16 protein-coding genes are annotated in these 15782 nt (G+C 66.4%); 6 read left to right on the top strand and 10 right to left on the bottom strand.

From position 1 onward, the window contains the following. Window positions 1-35 precede the first annotated feature (35 nt). Window positions 36-1997, bottom strand: a complete 1962-nt coding sequence (locus tag M0R89_RS02530) for an ATP-binding protein (protein ID WP_248650994.1) — start codon at window positions 1995-1997, stop codon at window positions 36-38. Window positions 1998-2176: 179 nt separating this feature from the next. Between M0R89_RS02530 and M0R89_RS02525 the strand changes: the two genes are divergently transcribed. Next, window positions 2177-2527 carry a DUF7113 family protein gene (locus M0R89_RS02525; RefSeq protein WP_248650993.1) on the top strand — a complete coding sequence of 117 codons (351 nt, stop codon included), beginning with the start codon at window positions 2177-2179 and terminating at the stop codon, window positions 2525-2527. Between the two features lie 283 nt (window positions 2528-2810). On the opposite strand, the gene M0R89_RS02520 is transcribed toward M0R89_RS02525, so the two are convergent. Beyond that, on the bottom strand, window positions 2811-4070 hold the full coding sequence (locus tag M0R89_RS02520; RefSeq protein ID WP_248650992.1) for a DNA double-strand break repair nuclease NurA: 1260 nt from the start codon (window positions 4068-4070) through the stop codon (window positions 2811-2813). Window positions 4071-4224: 154 nt separating this feature from the next. Here M0R89_RS02520 and gpmI point away from each other — a divergent pair, with 154 nt between their 5' ends. Continuing rightward, a complete protein-coding gene (gene gpmI / locus M0R89_RS02515; protein ID WP_248650991.1) occupies window positions 4225-5739 on the top strand; it encodes a 2,3-bisphosphoglycerate-independent phosphoglycerate mutase in 1515 nt (504 codons plus the stop codon). 9 nt (window positions 5740-5748) lie between these two features. Here the strand turns inward: gpmI and M0R89_RS02510 are convergent, their stop codons facing one another. After that, a complete protein-coding gene (locus M0R89_RS02510; protein WP_248650990.1) occupies window positions 5749-6072 on the bottom strand; it encodes a hypothetical protein in 324 nt (107 codons plus the stop codon). A gap of 96 nt (window positions 6073-6168) precedes the next feature. Between M0R89_RS02510 and M0R89_RS02505 the strand changes: the two genes are divergently transcribed. Together M0R89_RS02505 and M0R89_RS02500 are read left to right on the top strand one after the other, a co-directional pair. Further along, a complete protein-coding gene (locus M0R89_RS02505) occupies window positions 6169-6996 on the top strand; it encodes a hypothetical protein (protein ID WP_248650989.1) in 828 nt (275 codons plus the stop codon). A gap of 163 nt (window positions 6997-7159) precedes the next feature. Further along, window positions 7160-7321: a hypothetical protein gene (locus M0R89_RS02500; protein WP_248650988.1), complete on the top strand. Its 162-nt coding sequence runs from the start codon at window positions 7160-7162 to the stop codon at window positions 7319-7321. A gap of 3 nt (window positions 7322-7324) precedes the next feature. Here M0R89_RS02500 and nadC read toward each other — a convergent pair whose 3' ends face one another. Genes nadC through nadA form a run of 3 tightly spaced genes read right to left on the bottom strand, consistent with a single transcriptional unit; the run spans window position 7325 to window position 10837 of the window. Next, complete coding sequence (gene nadC / locus M0R89_RS02495) at window positions 7325-8143, bottom strand: carboxylating nicotinate-nucleotide diphosphorylase (protein WP_248650987.1); 819 nt, start codon at window positions 8141-8143, stop codon at window positions 7325-7327. After that, a complete protein-coding gene (locus M0R89_RS02490; RefSeq protein ID WP_248650986.1) occupies window positions 8124-9716 on the bottom strand; it encodes an L-aspartate oxidase in 1593 nt (530 codons plus the stop codon). Before M0R89_RS02490 ends, nadC begins: the two co-directional genes overlap by 20 nt. Continuing rightward, on the bottom strand, window positions 9713-10837 hold the full coding sequence (nadA, locus tag M0R89_RS02485; RefSeq protein ID WP_248652309.1) for a quinolinate synthase NadA: 1125 nt from the start codon (window positions 10835-10837) through the stop codon (window positions 9713-9715). The genes M0R89_RS02490 and nadA overlap by 4 nt, the downstream gene beginning before the upstream one ends. Window positions 10838-11153: 316 nt before the next feature. Here nadA and M0R89_RS02480 point away from each other — a divergent pair, with 316 nt between their 5' ends. Next, entirely contained in the window at window positions 11154-11486 is a 333-nt protein-coding gene (locus tag M0R89_RS02480) for a hypothetical protein (protein WP_248650985.1), read from the top strand. Between the two features lie 42 nt (window positions 11487-11528). Here the strand turns inward: M0R89_RS02480 and M0R89_RS02475 are convergent, their stop codons facing one another. From M0R89_RS02475 to M0R89_RS02465, 3 genes are all read right to left on the bottom strand, one after another. After that, entirely contained in the window at window positions 11529-13088 is a 1560-nt protein-coding gene (locus M0R89_RS02475) for an amidohydrolase (protein ID WP_248650984.1), read from the bottom strand. A 74-nt stretch (window positions 13089-13162) separates the two neighbouring features. After that, entirely contained in the window at window positions 13163-13453 is a 291-nt protein-coding gene (gene ddfA / locus M0R89_RS02470) for a DdfA family disk-determining factor (protein WP_248650983.1), read from the bottom strand. Between the two features lie 110 nt (window positions 13454-13563). Continuing rightward, the gene (locus M0R89_RS02465; protein ID WP_248650982.1) at window positions 13564-14208 is read right to left on the bottom strand and encodes a helix-turn-helix domain-containing protein; all 645 of its coding nucleotides are present in this window, start codon (window positions 14206-14208) and stop codon (window positions 13564-13566) included. Window positions 14209-14341: 133 nt separating this feature from the next. Between M0R89_RS02465 and M0R89_RS02460 the strand changes: the two genes are divergently transcribed. Then, window positions 14342-15463 carry a thiamine pyrophosphate-dependent enzyme gene (locus M0R89_RS02460; RefSeq protein ID WP_248650981.1) on the top strand — a complete coding sequence of 374 codons (1122 nt, stop codon included), beginning with the start codon at window positions 14342-14344 and terminating at the stop codon, window positions 15461-15463. Between the two features lie 24 nt (window positions 15464-15487). On the opposite strand, the gene M0R89_RS02455 is transcribed toward M0R89_RS02460, so the two are convergent. After that, window positions 15488-15718 carry an Lrp/AsnC family transcriptional regulator gene (locus M0R89_RS02455; RefSeq protein WP_248650980.1) on the bottom strand — a complete coding sequence of 77 codons (231 nt, stop codon included), beginning with the start codon at window positions 15716-15718 and terminating at the stop codon, window positions 15488-15490. Window positions 15719-15782 lie beyond the last annotated feature (64 nt).

Here is a 15782-nt window from a genome sequence, read left to right as displayed (position 1 = left end):
GGCCGCGACGACCGGTTCGCACGGGGCGGCGGGATTCAGTCCCGGCCGTGCTTGGTCACGCACTTCGAGAGGCCGATAATCTCGACCGGTTCGGAGTTGTCCGGCGAGTAGACGACCATCTGACCCTTCTCCATGTAGGGCACCTTCCCCTCCAGTTTCGAGGGGATGTTGACGCTCTTGATGGCGTCCTCGTCGCCCAGATTCAGGACGACGGTGGTGTTTATCTGCTTGAAGACGGCCTCGTGGATGTCTTGGGGGTCCTGCGTGATGAGGAACAGGCCGAGTCGCTCCTTGCGGCCCTGCTTCGCGGCCTCGGTGAACTTCCCGATGACCTTCCGGGCCTGCACGCTGTCGGCGTCGGTCAGGAAGTTGTGGGCCTCGTCCATCCCGACGACGAGCGGCGTCTCCTTCACGCGCCGGTACTGGGGCGCGTTCGACAGTTTCTCGTCCACGAGCAGGCTGGCGAGCGCCAGCACGACGACCTCCGTCGCCCGCGAGTCGTTGACGTGGTAGGTCGGCACCACGGTCAGTTGGCCGGGCTTGACGAACGACTGTATCTGGTCGGTGATGGGCCGGGCGTCTTGGTCGAAGACGTCGGCGAACGCCGACCCGATGACGCGGCGCTTGACCGCGTCGTAGGTGGCCTCGTGGACCCGACCGGACTCGTCCAGTTCCTCGCGGAGCGCGGGGTCGTCGATGTAGTCCACGAACTCGCGGTAGGTCCCCGAGTCGCCGAACTGGTCGAAGAACCGCTTGATGAGCATTCTGAGCGCGTTGTACTGGTTGTCGTTGAGGCTCGCGCCCGCGACCAGCCACGGCCGCGAGCGAACCATCGAGAACGGGATGGTGAACTCGACCTGCTCGGCCCGGTGGTGGTCGGCGGCGTAGGTGCTGTCGCCGACCTTCGGCACGAAGGCGACGGTGTCGTCGTGACCGCCGTGGGCGACGTTCTCGGCCTCCCACCGGCGGCGGTCCGCGGCGGTCACGTCGGGGTTGTCGTCGTGCATCTGGGCGTACTCGTCCTGCGGGTCGAACTGGACGACCGCGGCCCGCCGGGACGCGCCGTCCTCCATCTCGTAGCGGCGCTCGTCGGCGAGGAACTGCCGGAGGACGTTCTTCGCGCCGTGGGTCTTCCCGGACCCGGTGCCGCCCGCGACCAGCGTGTGCCGGAAGACCAGCGGGTCGCCGCCGTCGTAGTCGTCCTTGAGTCGGTAGTCGATGGTCGGCGGTTCCGCGGCGGTCCGGACCTTCTCGCCGCCGACCGAGAGGTGACCGAGGAACACGCCGTCCTCGGGCATCTTGAGGCCGGTCTTGATTTCGGGCTTGTCGCTGGCCTCGCGGACGACCGACTTGGGCTTGGGCACCCGGTCGGTCATGCGGCGCTTGAGTTCGGCCCCGTCCGCCTCGCCCTCTCCGTCCTCGTAGAGAACTGCGACCGGCTCTAAGTCCGCCATCAGTTTGTAGTCGGTCTCCTCGATGTCCTCGCGGCGCATCGCGCGCTTCGAGTGAATCTCGGTCGCGTCGTCCACCCGGTACTCCTGTCGGTACTCCAGCGCGGCGACCCGCGCGAACAGTTTCTCGCCGTCGGGATAGGGGACGAGCAGGTACTTGCCGACCCGCACGTCCTCGCGGTTGTCGGCGGTGACGTACGCCTGCAGGTGGGTCTCGTCCTCGTCCTCGCCGATGCGCAGTCCTTCCGCCGCCGAGAGGGTCCCGATGCCCGTGTCGGTGCCCTGCGGGTCGGTAGTCATGGGGTCGAACCGGTCGTCGTCGCGCGCGGCGGAACTCGACGCGGTCTCGAAGTCGCCCACGTCGGGGTCGCCCGCGCTGTCGAGGTCGCCCGCACCGTCGGGGCCGGGGTCGTCGGACGCGCCGGTCCCCGCGCTCCCGGGTTCGGGAGCGTCTGCGTCGAACTCGCCGGTCTCGGAGGGGTTCGACTCGGAGGCGTCCGCGTCGTCGTCTCCGCTGGACCTGCTGAAGTCGCCGAGGTCGGTCATCGTTCCTCGGCAATGAGCGCATGAGACAAACCGGTTTCCCTCCGGCGCGCAACCGGACTCGCTCGCGACGCCGGCGGTCGAACGGTCGTCGCGCCGCGCCGGGCGGCGCTCGACCGCCGTGAGTGAGAATACTTCCCGCGAACGGGTCGCTTTTACCTCCACGAGACGTACTCGGAGTCATGCTACTCATCCGTGGCGAAGCGGGGGGAACCACCCTGACCGGTACGCTGTACGAGCGGGGGGAGCGCGCGCCGCGGTTCAAGGGCGCGCCCGACGAGGACGCGCCCTACGTCTGGGTCTGCGACGAGTTCTATCAGGTCGAGAGCGGCGGGACGGTCCAGAAGGTCGACGGCGAGGAGGTCAACGTCGCGTTCGAGTCGCCGATGCCCCGCGGGTTCGACACCCGCGACCAGGCGACAGCGGCCGCCGAGGACCACATCCGGACGCAGTTCGCGCGCATCGGCATCGAGGCCGACGACGTAGAGGTCACTATCGAGAAGCAGGACGTCGAGACGGCCGAACCGCAGTAATCTGATTTCCGCGGCTGGTTACCTCTTTCCGGCTATCTTCGCTTCATGGAACAGCGCGGTGTGTCGCTGCCCGTAGATTACGCTATCGCCCTCTACGCCGAGCGAAGCGAGGCGTTTCCCCGACTGCTCGGCTTCCAGCCTCGCAGTCGGCCTTTTTCATCGACGTTTTTGGAGTAGCGAGGGAAAGAGTCCCTCGTACCGTGCGAACGGCGGAGCCGTGAGCAGAGAGGGGTTCCCGAAGCGCCACAGGCGCGAGGAAACCCCTCTACGAAAAGGGTCGCGGTTAGTAATCGCGTCCCCACCGGACCGCGTTGTAGTTCTCGTCGAGTTCGGTGTCGAGCGAGTTCTCGAACGACTTGACGAGCGACCCGACGCTGCCGCGGTCGATGGCCGCGAGGTCGTCGGCCTTCGAGATGGCCCGCGGCGGGCCGCGCTGGAGCGCGACCTCCTGAAGAATCTGCCGCTCGATTCGCCCGCGTGCGTCGGCGTCCTCGGTGAACGCCTTCGGAGCCTCGATTTTGAACACGAGGTCGCGGCGCGGGTCGTAGACGAGACAGAACGTGACCTTGTACTGCTCGGGGTCGAGGCTCCGGTCGAGGTGGCGGTTGGGTTCGTCGTCGAAGAAACCGTCGAGGCCAGCGCGCGACTCGAACCAGTTCGTCAGGGTCAGGTCGTCGGTCAGGCGCTCGAACTCGCCGTCTACGAGTTCCCTGCGTTCGAGAATCTGGGCGAACAGGCCCGCGTCGTGGGCCCACGGCACGGGTCCGAAGTCGGTCTCGCGCTTGAGCGTCCGGACGACCGACTTCGCCGAGACGTTCTTGACGAACCCCGCGAACGGGACCCCGCGCTCGGTGAACGTCTCGACCAGTTCGACGTAGTTGTCGAGGATTCGGGCGACGTGGTCCGAGTCCTCGAACAGGTCGGTCAGGACCGAACTCCGGGAGTACCACCGGAGGACGCCCTTCGGGTATATCGGACCGTCGAGCAGGAGGAAGTCGGTGACGCGCTCGGCGTGTTCGAGCGCGTGACTGCTCTCGGCGAGGTAGAGCGCCAGCGCGTGGACCACGTCCTCCTCGTACTGGTTCTGCGGGAGGTGAGTGTGGACGATTCTGCGCTTGCTCCCGTCGTCGTACTCCTCCCACTCGGTGCCGAACTTCTTCGAGGTGTCGTTGGAGTGGAGCGCCTTCACCACGGTCCGGCAGTCGTGGAGGTCGAGGTCCGACGGTGTGGCGCTCATCGCGGCGTGGGCCACGTCGAGGACCAGTCCGTTCTTGAACGGTCGCGGGTTGAGCGTCCCGGCGTCGAGTCCGTGGGTCGTCGGGAACGGCGGGTCTTCGAGCGCGATGTCCTCGCAGTTCGCCCGGCGGCGCGTCTGCTCGTCGAGCGGTTCGAGAATCGGTTCGGCGTTCTCGCCGCGGAGCGGGTCGAGGAAGTTCTCCCAGACCGCCTCGGCGGAGTCCCGGTGGTCCTGGTCCTCGGCGTCGTAGTCGATGCGGTCGGCCAACCCCGCGATGCCGTCGAAGTGCACCGGGTCGAGGGTCATGGGGCGTTGGTTCTCGCCTCCTCACGAAAAGGATTGGGTTCGACCACCCGCTTCGTTCGCGGCATCGATTCGCCGGCGGTCCGGGGAACCCCGACTCGGTTCGGCGTCCGCCGAAGCCGAAGAGTAGTTAGGACGCGACGCCCTGCCTTCGCGCATGAAAGCCGCGCTCATCGTTCTCGACGGGTGGGGACTCGGAAGCGAAGACGGTGGACGGAACGCCATCGAAGCCGCCGACACGCCGAACTTCGACCGGTACGCCGAGTCGGGCGCGTACGGCACCCTCGACGTGACCGGGCGACGGGTCGGCCTGCCCGAGGGCCAGATGGGCAACAGCGAGGTCGGCCACCTCAACATCGGCGCGGGCCGGGTGGTAAAACAGGAGTACACCCGCATCTCCGACGCAATCGAGAACGGCGAACTGGGCGAGAACGACGCCATCGCGTCGGCGTTCGAGTACGCGCGGGACAACGACGGCACGGTCCACTTCATGGGCCTCGTGAGCGAGGGCGGCGTCCACTCCGACCAGAAGCACCTCTACGCCCTCATCGAGTTGGCCGCCGAGCGAGGAGTCGACGCGGTCACGCACGCGTTCACCGACGGCCGGGACACCCCGCCCGAGAGCGGGGCAGAGTTCCTCGGCGAACTGCAGGAGGTAATCGACCGGGAGGGGACCGGCGACGTGGCGACCGTCTCCGGGCGCTACTACGCGATGGACCGCGACCAGAACTGGGAGCGCACCCGGCGCGCGTACGACGCCATCGTGAACCGAGAAGCCGAGCACTCGGCCGCGTCGGCGGTCGAGGCGGTCGAGGAGAGCTACGAGCGAGACACGACCGACGAGTTCGTGGAACCGACCCTCGTGGAGGGCGGCCCCGCGATGGCAGACGGCGACGCCGCCGTCTTCTTCAACTTCCGGTCGGACCGCGCGCGCCAGTTGACCCGCATGGTCGCCGACATCGACCCCGTCTGGGAGTTCGACACCTCGCCGCCCGAGGTTCTGCTGGCGACGATGACCCAGTACGACGCGGAGTTCGACCTCCCGGTCGCCTTCCCGCCTCACCAACCGGAGGACACGCTCGGCGAAGTCCTCGCGGCGAACGGTCTCACGCAACTGCGCATCGCAGAGTCCGAGAAGTACGCCCACGTGACCTACTTCCTGAACGGCGGCCGGGAAGTCGAGTTCGACGGCGAGGTCCGGAAAATCGTGGAGTCGCCCGACGTGCCGACCTACGACCAGCGACCCGAGATGAGCGCCGCGGAGGTCACGGACACCGCCATCGACACCGTCGAGAGCGACGACCCGGACGTGCTGGTCCTCAACTACGCGAACCCCGACATGGTGGGCCACACGGGGGACTTCGACGCCGCGGTCGAAGCGGTCGAGGCCGTGGACGCGCAACTCGGCCGACTGGGCGAGGCGGTCACGGCCGCGGGCGGCCACGTCCTCGTGACCGCCGACCACGGCAACGCAGACGACATGGGCACCCCGGAGGACCCTCACACCGCCCACACCTACAATCTGGTCCCGTTCGTCTACCTGTCCCCCGAGGCCGACAGCGGGGGTAAACGGGTCCGCGGGGGCGGGTCGCTCTGCGACATCGCGCCGACGATGCTCTCGCTCGTCGGTCTAGAGCAACCCGAGGCGATGACGGGCGAGAGTTTGCTGTAACGGGAGGGCTCACTTTAGATACAGAACCGATAGCGCGAGGAGTCCGGCGAGTCCGCTTCCGACGACGATTGATGCGACGGCTTCGTTACCGCTTTCAAGGTCTGCGAACACTATTATCAGGAGTACTGGGATTGGCGTAATGGGTGCAAACTGTGGGCGCTTCGTGTAAAACCCTAGTCGATAGCAGATGGCTATGGAGACGAGGAGAACGCCCGCCGTTACAAATAAGTAACGTACTGAGAGGGATTGAGAAGTACTCCATACGTAGTAATTCCCGAACAGTATCAGTCCGATGCTCAGGAGAAACGACAGGACGACATCTCGGTCTGCCATATCGCCATATACGGATTGAGGGAATAAATTTCTTCCCCCATATATAATACATATTATAGGAACATTTATTACCTCTCTATTTGATAGTAATCTTTCATGATAGAGGATAATCCAACTAGACGTACAATGTTAAAAACAGCTGGGCTCGCTATCGGTGGCACTTGTTTCACCGGGACGGCTTTTGCGAAGGAATCGAAACAAGAAGGAACGAAGGTCAACGCGAACGTGCCTGAGTTTTCGGTACTCGCCGAGGACAACCAGTCCGGTCTCTACGCAGTCGAGAGCAGGAACAAAATCAGCCTCTACCGAGTCGACGAATCGAAGGGTGGCCAAGTTACCAAGACTCCCCTTGGTAGTGCCGCTGACATAGAGTCGATTTCCGCCTCGGACACGAAGACCGTCGATGTCGAGTGGTCGGGCGTCCAGACCCAGAACGTCGGAATGCAGGACGTGACGACCCAAGGTGCAGGCGTATCGGTCGTCGAACAGTCGAAGGAAATCGACCGTACTATCGGCGATTGCAAGACTGACAACGGCTACAATCACCAGTACAACGGTGTCACCTTCACTCTGAGCGCGACTGCCGACGTTCTCGGGAAAGCAACTATTACGGAGGCTATCGGTGCCCTCGTTGTGTACTACCTCGGAACCGGCATCGTCGGCGGTATTCTCAGTTCGCTGGCGGCCATCGCGGCGACAGCTATCCTTTCACTGTACACCGGTCGAAACTACACGGTCTGTGCTAAAGACGGATACATCGACTGGGACGCGGGCTACTCGCCGCAGATCAACGGCGTCGTCGCCAACAGCTACAACGCCTCCGCGTCGTCAACCACGGACGTTGCGTTCATTCCGGACGTTCACATGGGCGGAGAACACGAAATCAGTAATAGTCTAGCCCACAACAATCCGTGGCAACAGTAGAATAGTACGAACAGTCTGTTCACCCCGCTTTATTATTTTCTCCCTCATTAATAGAGTTAGTAAGTCCGGGGTTATAAGCTCCGACTCTCTAAACGGTAATCCAGCTAGCAGCCTTCGGTCCAAGTCCGAACGCATTTGGTTCGGCGAGTCCGAAGAACACGGTATGTTCCCGCCGCTTCACCTCGGTTTCGAGCATCCGAACGTGCTCTGGATAGCCGCGACTGGTCTGCTGGCGTTCGTCGTCGGTCTCGTCGTCAACCTGTACCGCTCGCCGGACGACGCGCCCGACGCCGAGTTGCGCGGTCCGGACGAGGACCCCGAGTAACTCTCACTCCCCGGTCCGGAACGACAGGTCCAGCGAGTCGGCCGAGTGGGTCAGCGACCCCATCGAAATCACGTCTACTCCGGTGGCCGCGTACTCCGGGATATCCGAACGGTCGATACCGCCGCTCGCCTCGGCCAGCACGCCGTCGGGGAGCGTCTCGACTCCCTCCCGGACTTCGTCGGGGGTCATGTTGTCGAGCAGGACGACGTCGGCCCCGGCCTCGGCGGCACGAACCGCGTCCCTCGGTCGCTCGACCTCCACCTCGATTTTGGTCGCGAACGACTTCTCCTCGCGGAAGCGGCGGACCGCGCGCTCCAGTCCCATCTCGGCGACGTGGTTGTCCTTGACCATCACCATCCCCGAGAGGGTGAGGCGGTGGGTGTCGCCGCCGCCCGCCGCGATGGCGCGCTTCTCGACGCCGCGCAGACCGGGCGTGGTCTTCCGCGTCCCGGCAATCGCCACGTCGTCGCTGACCTCGCGGGCCGCCTCGACCGCTCGCCGGGTCGCGGTGGCGACGCCCGACGCGTGGCCCGCGACGTTGACCGCCACGCGCTCCCCCCGGAGGACCGCCTCGGCCGGCCCCTCGACTTCGAGGAGGACGTCGCCGGGCGAAATCCGGTCGCCCGCCTCGACCGTCGTCTCGCACTCCGCGTCGAGGTAGTCGAAGACCGCGCTGGCGGCGTCGAGTCCGGCGGCGACGCCCGACTGCTTTGCGACGAGTCGCCCCGTCGTCTCGCCGGGAACGTGGTTGGTCACGTCACGGTGTCCCACGTCTTCACGAAGCCAGTCCTCGACTTTCCGGTCAGTCGGTCGCACGGGCATCGACCTCCTCGGGGTCGGCGTCGTCCGTCTCCGGCGCTTCGTCCGCCAGCGCGTGACAGCCCACCGGTTCGGCCTCCGTCGCCTCGCGGGCGACCAGCAGGGCGACCACGCTGGCGTTCCGTAACTCGTAGAGGCTCCGACTCGTCCGGGTCCGAGTGTAGGCGTCCACCTCGCCCTTGAGTCGCCGGAGGACCGCGGTCGCTCGCCGCAGCCCCTCGGGCGTCCGGCGCAGGCCGACGTACTCGTCCATCACCCGGCGCAGGCGGGCGAACTTCTCGCGGGCGAACCCCGCGGGGAGGTCCGGGTCGCTGTCGCGCAGGTCGGGCGCTTCGACGCGCTCGGGCGAGAATCCTGCCGCGGTCTCGCCGGCGCGCAGGCCCCAGACCAGACCCTCCAGCAGACTCGTGGAGGCGAGGCGGTTCGCGCCGTGGACGCCGGTCCGGGCGCACTCGCCGACCGCGAACAGGCGGTCGAGGTCGGTCCGGCTGCGGTCGTCAACCGCGATACCGCCACAGAGGAAGTGTTCGCTCGGTTCGACCGGAATCCCCTCGCGCCAGTCCACGCCGCGCTCCTCGCACTTCGCCGCGAGGTCCGGGAACGCCTCGGCGAAGTCGAGCGGACTCACGTCCAGTCGGACCTCGCCGGTCGCCTCGCGTTCGTCGGCGACGGCGCGAGCGACCACGTCGCGGGGTGCGAGTTCGGCGTCCTCGTGGTAGTCCGGCATGAACCGCTCGCCCTCTCCGTTCCGGAGGACCGCGCCCTCTCCGCGGACCGCCTCGCTGACGAGGAAGGGGTCCTCGCCCGAGTACGCGGTCGGGTGGAACTGCACGTAGGCCATGTCCTCGACCGTCACACCCGCGAGCGCGGCCATGGCGATGCCGTCCCCGGTCGCGGTCTCGGGGTTGGTGGACGTTCCGTAGAGCGCGCCGATGCCGCCCGTGGCGAGGACCGTCGCGCCCGCGAAGACGGGTTCGGGGTCGGTCGCGTCGTCTCGGCCCCCGTCCACGATTGCCCCGTGTACTCGGCCCTCGCGGGTAATCAGGTCGAGCGCGGCGGTGTCTTCCCAAATCGTCACGCGCTCGTGGTCGTCAAGGTAGTTCAGGAACGGCCCGAGGACGTGCTTGCCCGTGCTGGCGTCGACGTGGAGGATGCGCGACTCAGAGTGGGCGGCCTCCCGGCCGTAGTCGAAGTCGGGTCCCCCCGCGCTCGCGTCCGCCCCATCCGCCTCGTCCGCCTCCTCCGCTACGTCCGCGCGGTCGAACGGCACGTCCAGCGTCTCGACCAACACGTCCTCGACGGCGTGGCGCGCCTCCTCGACGAGTACCTCGACCGCTTCGGGGTCGGCGGTCCCGGCGCTGGCGTCGAGGATGTCTCGCTCGAAGGCGTCGGGGTCCGAGCGCGTCGTGGCGACCCCGCCCTGCGCCCAGTGGGATGTGGTCTGCTCGGGCCGGGACGCCTTCGTGACGACCAGCACCTCCGCGCCCTCGCGTGCGGCCGAGAGCGCGGTCGCACACCCCGCGACGCCGCTCCCCACGACGAGAACGTCGGTCTCGGTCGAGATTTCCCCGGTCATATTTCGAGCATGCGCTCCATCGCCACGTTCGCCAGTTCGGCCTCCCGCGGCGCGACCTCGATGACGTTGCGCTCGCGGCCCGCGACCAGTTCCTCCAGCACCCACGTCAGGTAGTTGGGGTCTATCTGGCGCATCGCGTTGCAGTCCATGCACGCCTCGCCGCAGAGCGGCACGACGTTCACCTCGGGGTGCCACCGCTGGAGGTGGTTCGTGAGGTGAATCTCGGTGCCGATGGCCCACGTCTCGCCGGGGTCGGCCTCCTCGATAGTCCGCGTGATGGTCGCGGTCGAACCGGCCCTGTCGGCGGCCTCCACGACTTCTCGCCGACACTCGGGGTGGACGACGACCTTGGCGTCGGGATACTCGTCTCGAATCCGCTCGACGTGGTCCACGCGGAACCGCTCGTGGACCTGACAGTAGCCGTCCCACAGAACGATGTCGCTCTCGGCGACCTCCGCGGCCGACTTGCCCTCGGGGTCCCACGGGTCCCACTCGGCGACGGAGTCCGCCATGCCGAGGCGGTGGGCGGTGTTCTCCCCGAGGTGCTTGTCGGGGAGGAAGAGGACTTTGTCGCCTCGGTCGAACGCCCACTCGAACACCTCGTGGGCGTTCGAGGAGGTGCAGACCGCGCCGCCCTGCTCGGCGCAGAAGGCCTTCAGGTCGGCGTAGGAGTTCATGTACGTGACGGGCACGATGTCGGCGTCGGGCGCGGCCGCGGTTATCTCGGCCCACGCCGCGTCCACCTGCAGGGCCTCGGCCATCCCGGCCATCGGACAGGAGGCCTCCATCGACGGCAGAATCACGGTCTGGTCGTCGTCGGTGATGATGTCGGCCGACTCGGCCATGAACGTCACCCCGCCGAACACCACGTACTCGGCGTCGGCCTCGGCCGCCTCGACGCTCAACTGGTAGGAGTCGCCGACGAAGTCGGCGTGTTCGACGATTTCCCGGCGCTGATAGTTGTGGCCTAAGATTACGAGGTCGTCGCCCAACTCCCGCTTTGCCGCCTCGATGCGCTCGGTCCGTTCGTCCTCGTCCAGTTCCCGGTACGCTTCGGGCAACTGTTCGAGGTTGTCGTATTTGAAGAGACTCAGGTCGGTCTCGATGTCCGCCGTTTCCATTTTTGGCACAGTTGACCACCTACGATTATGATAGGCTTCGGTAGCCACTGTTGAAAATATTTCCTCTTCATATTCCTCCTGTGAACCCGATTTGGTTCTCTGATGTCCCCCGTACGGAATAATGACGACGAAAGACGTAACTGAACTTAAATTACCTTCGTTTATCACCGGGTAGTGGAAAGGAAGTGCAAACAATCGAGCGCGAAAGTCACGGAATCGAAAACGAGAGCGCATCGAGAGCAGTTCCGAGCGTCGCGTACCACCACGCCGCCCGGGAGCAAAAACAGTAACTGAACTGCTACGAAACCCCGGAGACATGAACGAGGTTCTCCCGCGTATCCGCGAACTGTGGGGTGACGAAGACGACTTTCAGGAGGGCGGCTTCGAGTACGTCACGTTCGTCATCGAGAACGACATCCGAGACATGGCCGCAGACGACTGGGACGAGGACGAATGCGTCGAGGAGATGGCGGACATCGCCATCAACGCCCTCCGCGCCCTCGACGAACTCGGCGACGAAGCGCCGTCCGACCTCATCATGCAGCGACTCGGCGACAGGATGGAAGGAGAAGTCGACGAGATAATCGACGAGTACCGGACGATGTACGACAACCGGGACGAGCGCGAATGCACTCTCGTAGACCGGTGACCGAGCGCACCGTATCGCCTCGTCTCCGGGCGGAGACCGAACTCAGTCTCGTCCGTCGTACACCACGTCGCCGTCCACGACGGTCATCGCCACGTCGATGTTCTCGATGTCCTCGGGATGCTCCCACGGCGACCGCTCCAACGCCACGAAGTCCGCCTTCTTGCCCGCCTCGATAGTTCCCAGTCGGTCCTCGTCGAACCCGGCGTAGGCCGCGCCCCGAGTGTAGGCCCGGAGCGCGTCCGTGACCGGGAGGCGCTGGCGCTCCTCGGGCGCGTTGACGGTCTGGTGGACGCCGAACAGCGGGTCCAGCGGCATGCAGTCGCTCCCGAACGCGAGGTGCGCGCCGGCGTCCAGCAGGTCGGCGTAGCGGTTCGAGCGCTTCCGGCGCTCCGACCCGAGTCGGTCGTCGTAGAGTCCGCCCTCCCGTGCCCACTTGAGGAAGTTCGGCTGAACCGACGCCACGACTCCGGTCTCGGCGAACCGCTCGACGCTCTCGTCGTCGGTCAGTTCGGCGTGTTCGACTCGGTGGCGCGCACGTCCGGGGTCGCCGGTCGCCTCGTAGGCCGAGAGGACTTCCTCGACCGCCTCGTCGCCGATGGCGTGGGCGGTCAACTGGAATCCCTCGCCGTCGGCCTCGGCCACGAGGTCCCGCAACTCCTCGGGCGAGACGACCCACTGGCCGGTGGCGTCGTCCGGACCGTCGCCCGCGTCGGCGTAGGGTTCCGAGAGTTTCGCGGTCCGGCCGCCGAGGCTTCCGTCGGTGAAGGTCTTGACGCCGCCGGTCCGGACGAACTCGCTCCCGTGGTCGGTCGCGAGACCGGTCTCCACGAGCGCGTCGAGGTGGTCCGACCAGTAGTTGATTCGGACCCGGAGCGCGAGGTCGCCGTCGAGGTCCATCCGTCGGTAGACCGCGGGGGCGCGCGACTGGCGGACCATGTCGTGGACGCCCGTGACGCCCTTCCGGTGGGCTTCGCGCTGTGCCGCCTCCAGCAGTTCGCGCATCTCGTCGGCGTCGGGTTCGATGGCCTCGTAGATTACGTCCACCGCCTCCTCCACGACGACGCCCGTCGGGTCGCCGCCCTCGGTTCGCACGTCGTCGTCGGGCATCTCGTCGGCGTAGCGGTCCAGCGCCGCCGAGTTGACCGCCGCGATGTGCATGTCCTCGCGGAACGCCGCGACCGGTCGCTCCTCGGAGACGCGGTCCAAGTCCTCGCGAGTGAGATACCGGGACTCCGCCCACGTGCTCTCGTCGTAGCCGAACCCCAGAATCCACTCGTCGGAGGTCCGCTCGCCCTCTTCGGCCGACTCGGCCAGCAGAGCCACGCTGTCGTCGGGCGAGTCGGCCTCGGCGAGGTCGGCGTAGACCAGCGAGCGCCCGAGGTGCGAGAGGTGCGTGTGGGCGTCAATGAAGCCCGGGAGCAACACGCGACCCCCGAGGTCTATCTCCGTCGTCTCGACGCCGTTCAGGAAGTCGAGTTCGTAGGCGTCACCGACCCGGACGACCTCCCCGTCGCGCACCGCGACCGCCGTTGCGGTGCTGTCGGCGTCGTCGAGCGTGTGGACGTTCGCGTTCGTGAAGATGCAGTCTGCGGCCGCTGTCATGCCAGTGACGTGCGTCGGAGAGGCGATAATCGTTGGGGAATCGGAGAACCGACCGGACGAAGAGCCGCCGTAAATCAGGAGTCGTCCAGCACGGAGACGAGACCGTCGCCGTTCACGACGACTTCGTAGCCCGCGTAGGAGAACTGAACTAGTCCGGTCCCGCGGGCCGTGCCGTCGTAGTGGTCCGCGAACAGCGCGTCCACCGCGTCCGGGTCGATGCTGGTCGCGAGCGGTTCCATCGCGCCCGGGTCGGTCCCCGAAGCAGAGGATACGGCCGCTACGACGCCCTCGCTGGGAGTCTGGTCGGCTTCGAGTTCGTGGGTCAATAACGTTTTTCGACGTACTGCTGATTGCTTCTCGCTCATTGTGTATTCGAACTTGCGGAGCGCACGCGTCTCCCCGAAGTCGCTGTCACCCAATTCGGGTTCCGGAAGGGTACCCGGTCCGGTTCGATGCTGAACGGGTTTATAAGGGGCTACTCGTGAGTTGTCAGCGTCGCCGTGACGAGGTTCCGGAGTCCTCCCCGGAGTCGCTTCGAGACCGCCCGTGAGGAGATGTCGAACTCGTCCCCGAGTTCTTCGAGGGTCGTCTGCCGGGGGTCGTCGAAGTAGCCCGCCTCGAAGGCGGTCACGATGGTCTGGCGCTGGTCGTCGGTCAGGCCGTACTGCTCGCCGGTCTCGACCTCTGTGAGGCTGTTGATGCGGTCGAGACGGAGGTCGATGTCGTTGTCGGCGCAGTACCGCTGGAGGCTGGCGACCGCCTCGCGGTCGGGCGACCTGAGCCGGAACCGCCAGACGTTCTCGTAGCGGTTCACCTCCAGCAGGGTGGCCGCCGACTGGAGGATGCCCTCCACGAGACCCGGCGTCGAAGTCCACGTCGCTCGGATGAGCGCACCGTCCTCGACTCGGTCCAGCACGGTGACCGCGTCGATGTCGGTCTGGTCCTCCAGTTCGGCCACGAACGTCTCCACGTCGTCGCCCCACACCCAGAAGAACGGGAGCGCACCGGTGTCCGTCGGGACGATGCGCTCTAACTCGACCTGCATGTCCGGCGTGGCCGCTAGCGCGCGACCCAGCGGAAAGTCCTCGACCGGGACGGACAGTTCCGCGATGACGCTCATTAGTCGTACTTTACCGGCGCGGGGTAAGGCCGTTGCGGTGAGACTGGAACGCGGTGTCCGGCAGGGTACCGACCCGGAGTCGGGGTCGCCCGCTTCCGGAACCACTATGCGAAGGGCGGCCGAACCGCGGCGCATGAACCGCATCATCGGCGAACGCGACCTCTCGGAGACGCCGTTCTCGCCCGAGCAGGCGCGGGAGACCTACCGGGAACTGGTCCGGGCGCGGGCGTTCGACGAGCGAGCGCTGGCGCTCCAGCGCCGGGGTTGGATGAGTAGCTGGCCGCCCTACCGCGGACAGGAGGGTTCGCAGGTCGGGGCCGCGATGGCGATGGCCGACGACGACTGGCTCTTCCCGACCTACCGGTCGAACGCGATGCAACTCGCCCGCGACGTGCCCATCAGCGACGTCCTCCTCTTCCGGCGCGGGATGCCCGAGTACCACTCTGGCCACGAGGTGCCGAACTTCCCGCAGGCGGTCCCCATTGCGACTCAGATTCCCCACGCCGCGGGCGTCGGCATGGCGATGAACTACGAGCGCGCGGTCAAGGGCGACGACGCGGACGGCGAGCGAACGGAAGCCGAGGGCGTGGAAGCCGACGGCGGCGACGGACCGGCGAACCCCGCGGTCCTCTGTTACTTCGGCGACGGCGCGACCAGCGAGGGCGACTTCCACGAAGGGATGAACTTCGCGGGCGTCTTCGACGCGCCCACCGTCTTCTTCTGCGAGAACAACGAGTGGGCGATTAGCCTGCCGCGCCACCGCCAGACCGCCAGCGACACCATCGCCCAGAAGGCCAACGCCTACGGCTTCGAGGGCGTGCAGGTCGACGGCAACGACCCGCTCGCGGTCCGAGAGACGGTGGCCGACGCGCTCGACTCGGCCCGCGACGGCGACCCCGTGCTGGTCGAGAGTCTGACCTACCGGCAGGGCGCTCACACCACCAGCGACGACCCGAGTCAGTACGAGGACGCCGCGAAGGAACTGCCCGACTGGAGGACCGCCGACCCGGTCGAACGCTACGAGGAGTACCTCCGCGAGCAGGGCGTGATAGACGACGAGTTCGTCGCCGAAGTCGAGGACGAGGCCGACGCGGAACTCGACGAGGCGGTAGAGCGCGCCGAGTCGGCCGACCCCGGCGACCCCCACGACGTGTTCGACCGGGTGTACGAGAACCTGCCGCCGAACCTCCGCGAGCAGAAGGCGTGGCTCGACTCGTTCCTCGCCGACCACGACGTGAAAGAGATAGACCACTGACGCGCCGGGAGAAGACCGGACCTCTCAGTCGAGGGCCATGTACGTCTTGGTGTCCGCGACCCCGTCTATCCCCGAGATGTCCGACGAGGCGGCCTGCAGTACGTCGTACACCTCGTCGGCGTCGGCCTCCACGATGACGTCGAACTCGCCGGCCACGACGTGGGCCTCGGAGATGCGGTCCAGTTCGCGGACCGCCGCCAGCACGTCCTCGGAGCGCCCGGCGGCGGTTTTCACCATGATAAAAGCGTGAACCATCGCACTGTGTGGTTCAGTACCATACGAGAAAAACCTTTGGGGGAGAAAAGTTATTCAGGCAGTG

The organism is Halorussus limi (assembly GCF_023238205.1).
Classification (GTDB): Archaea; Halobacteriota; Halobacteria; order Halobacteriales; family Haladaptataceae; genus Halorussus; species Halorussus limi.
Note: the sequence above shows the minus strand (reverse complement) of the source record. Positions and strands in the feature narration are given on the sequence as shown.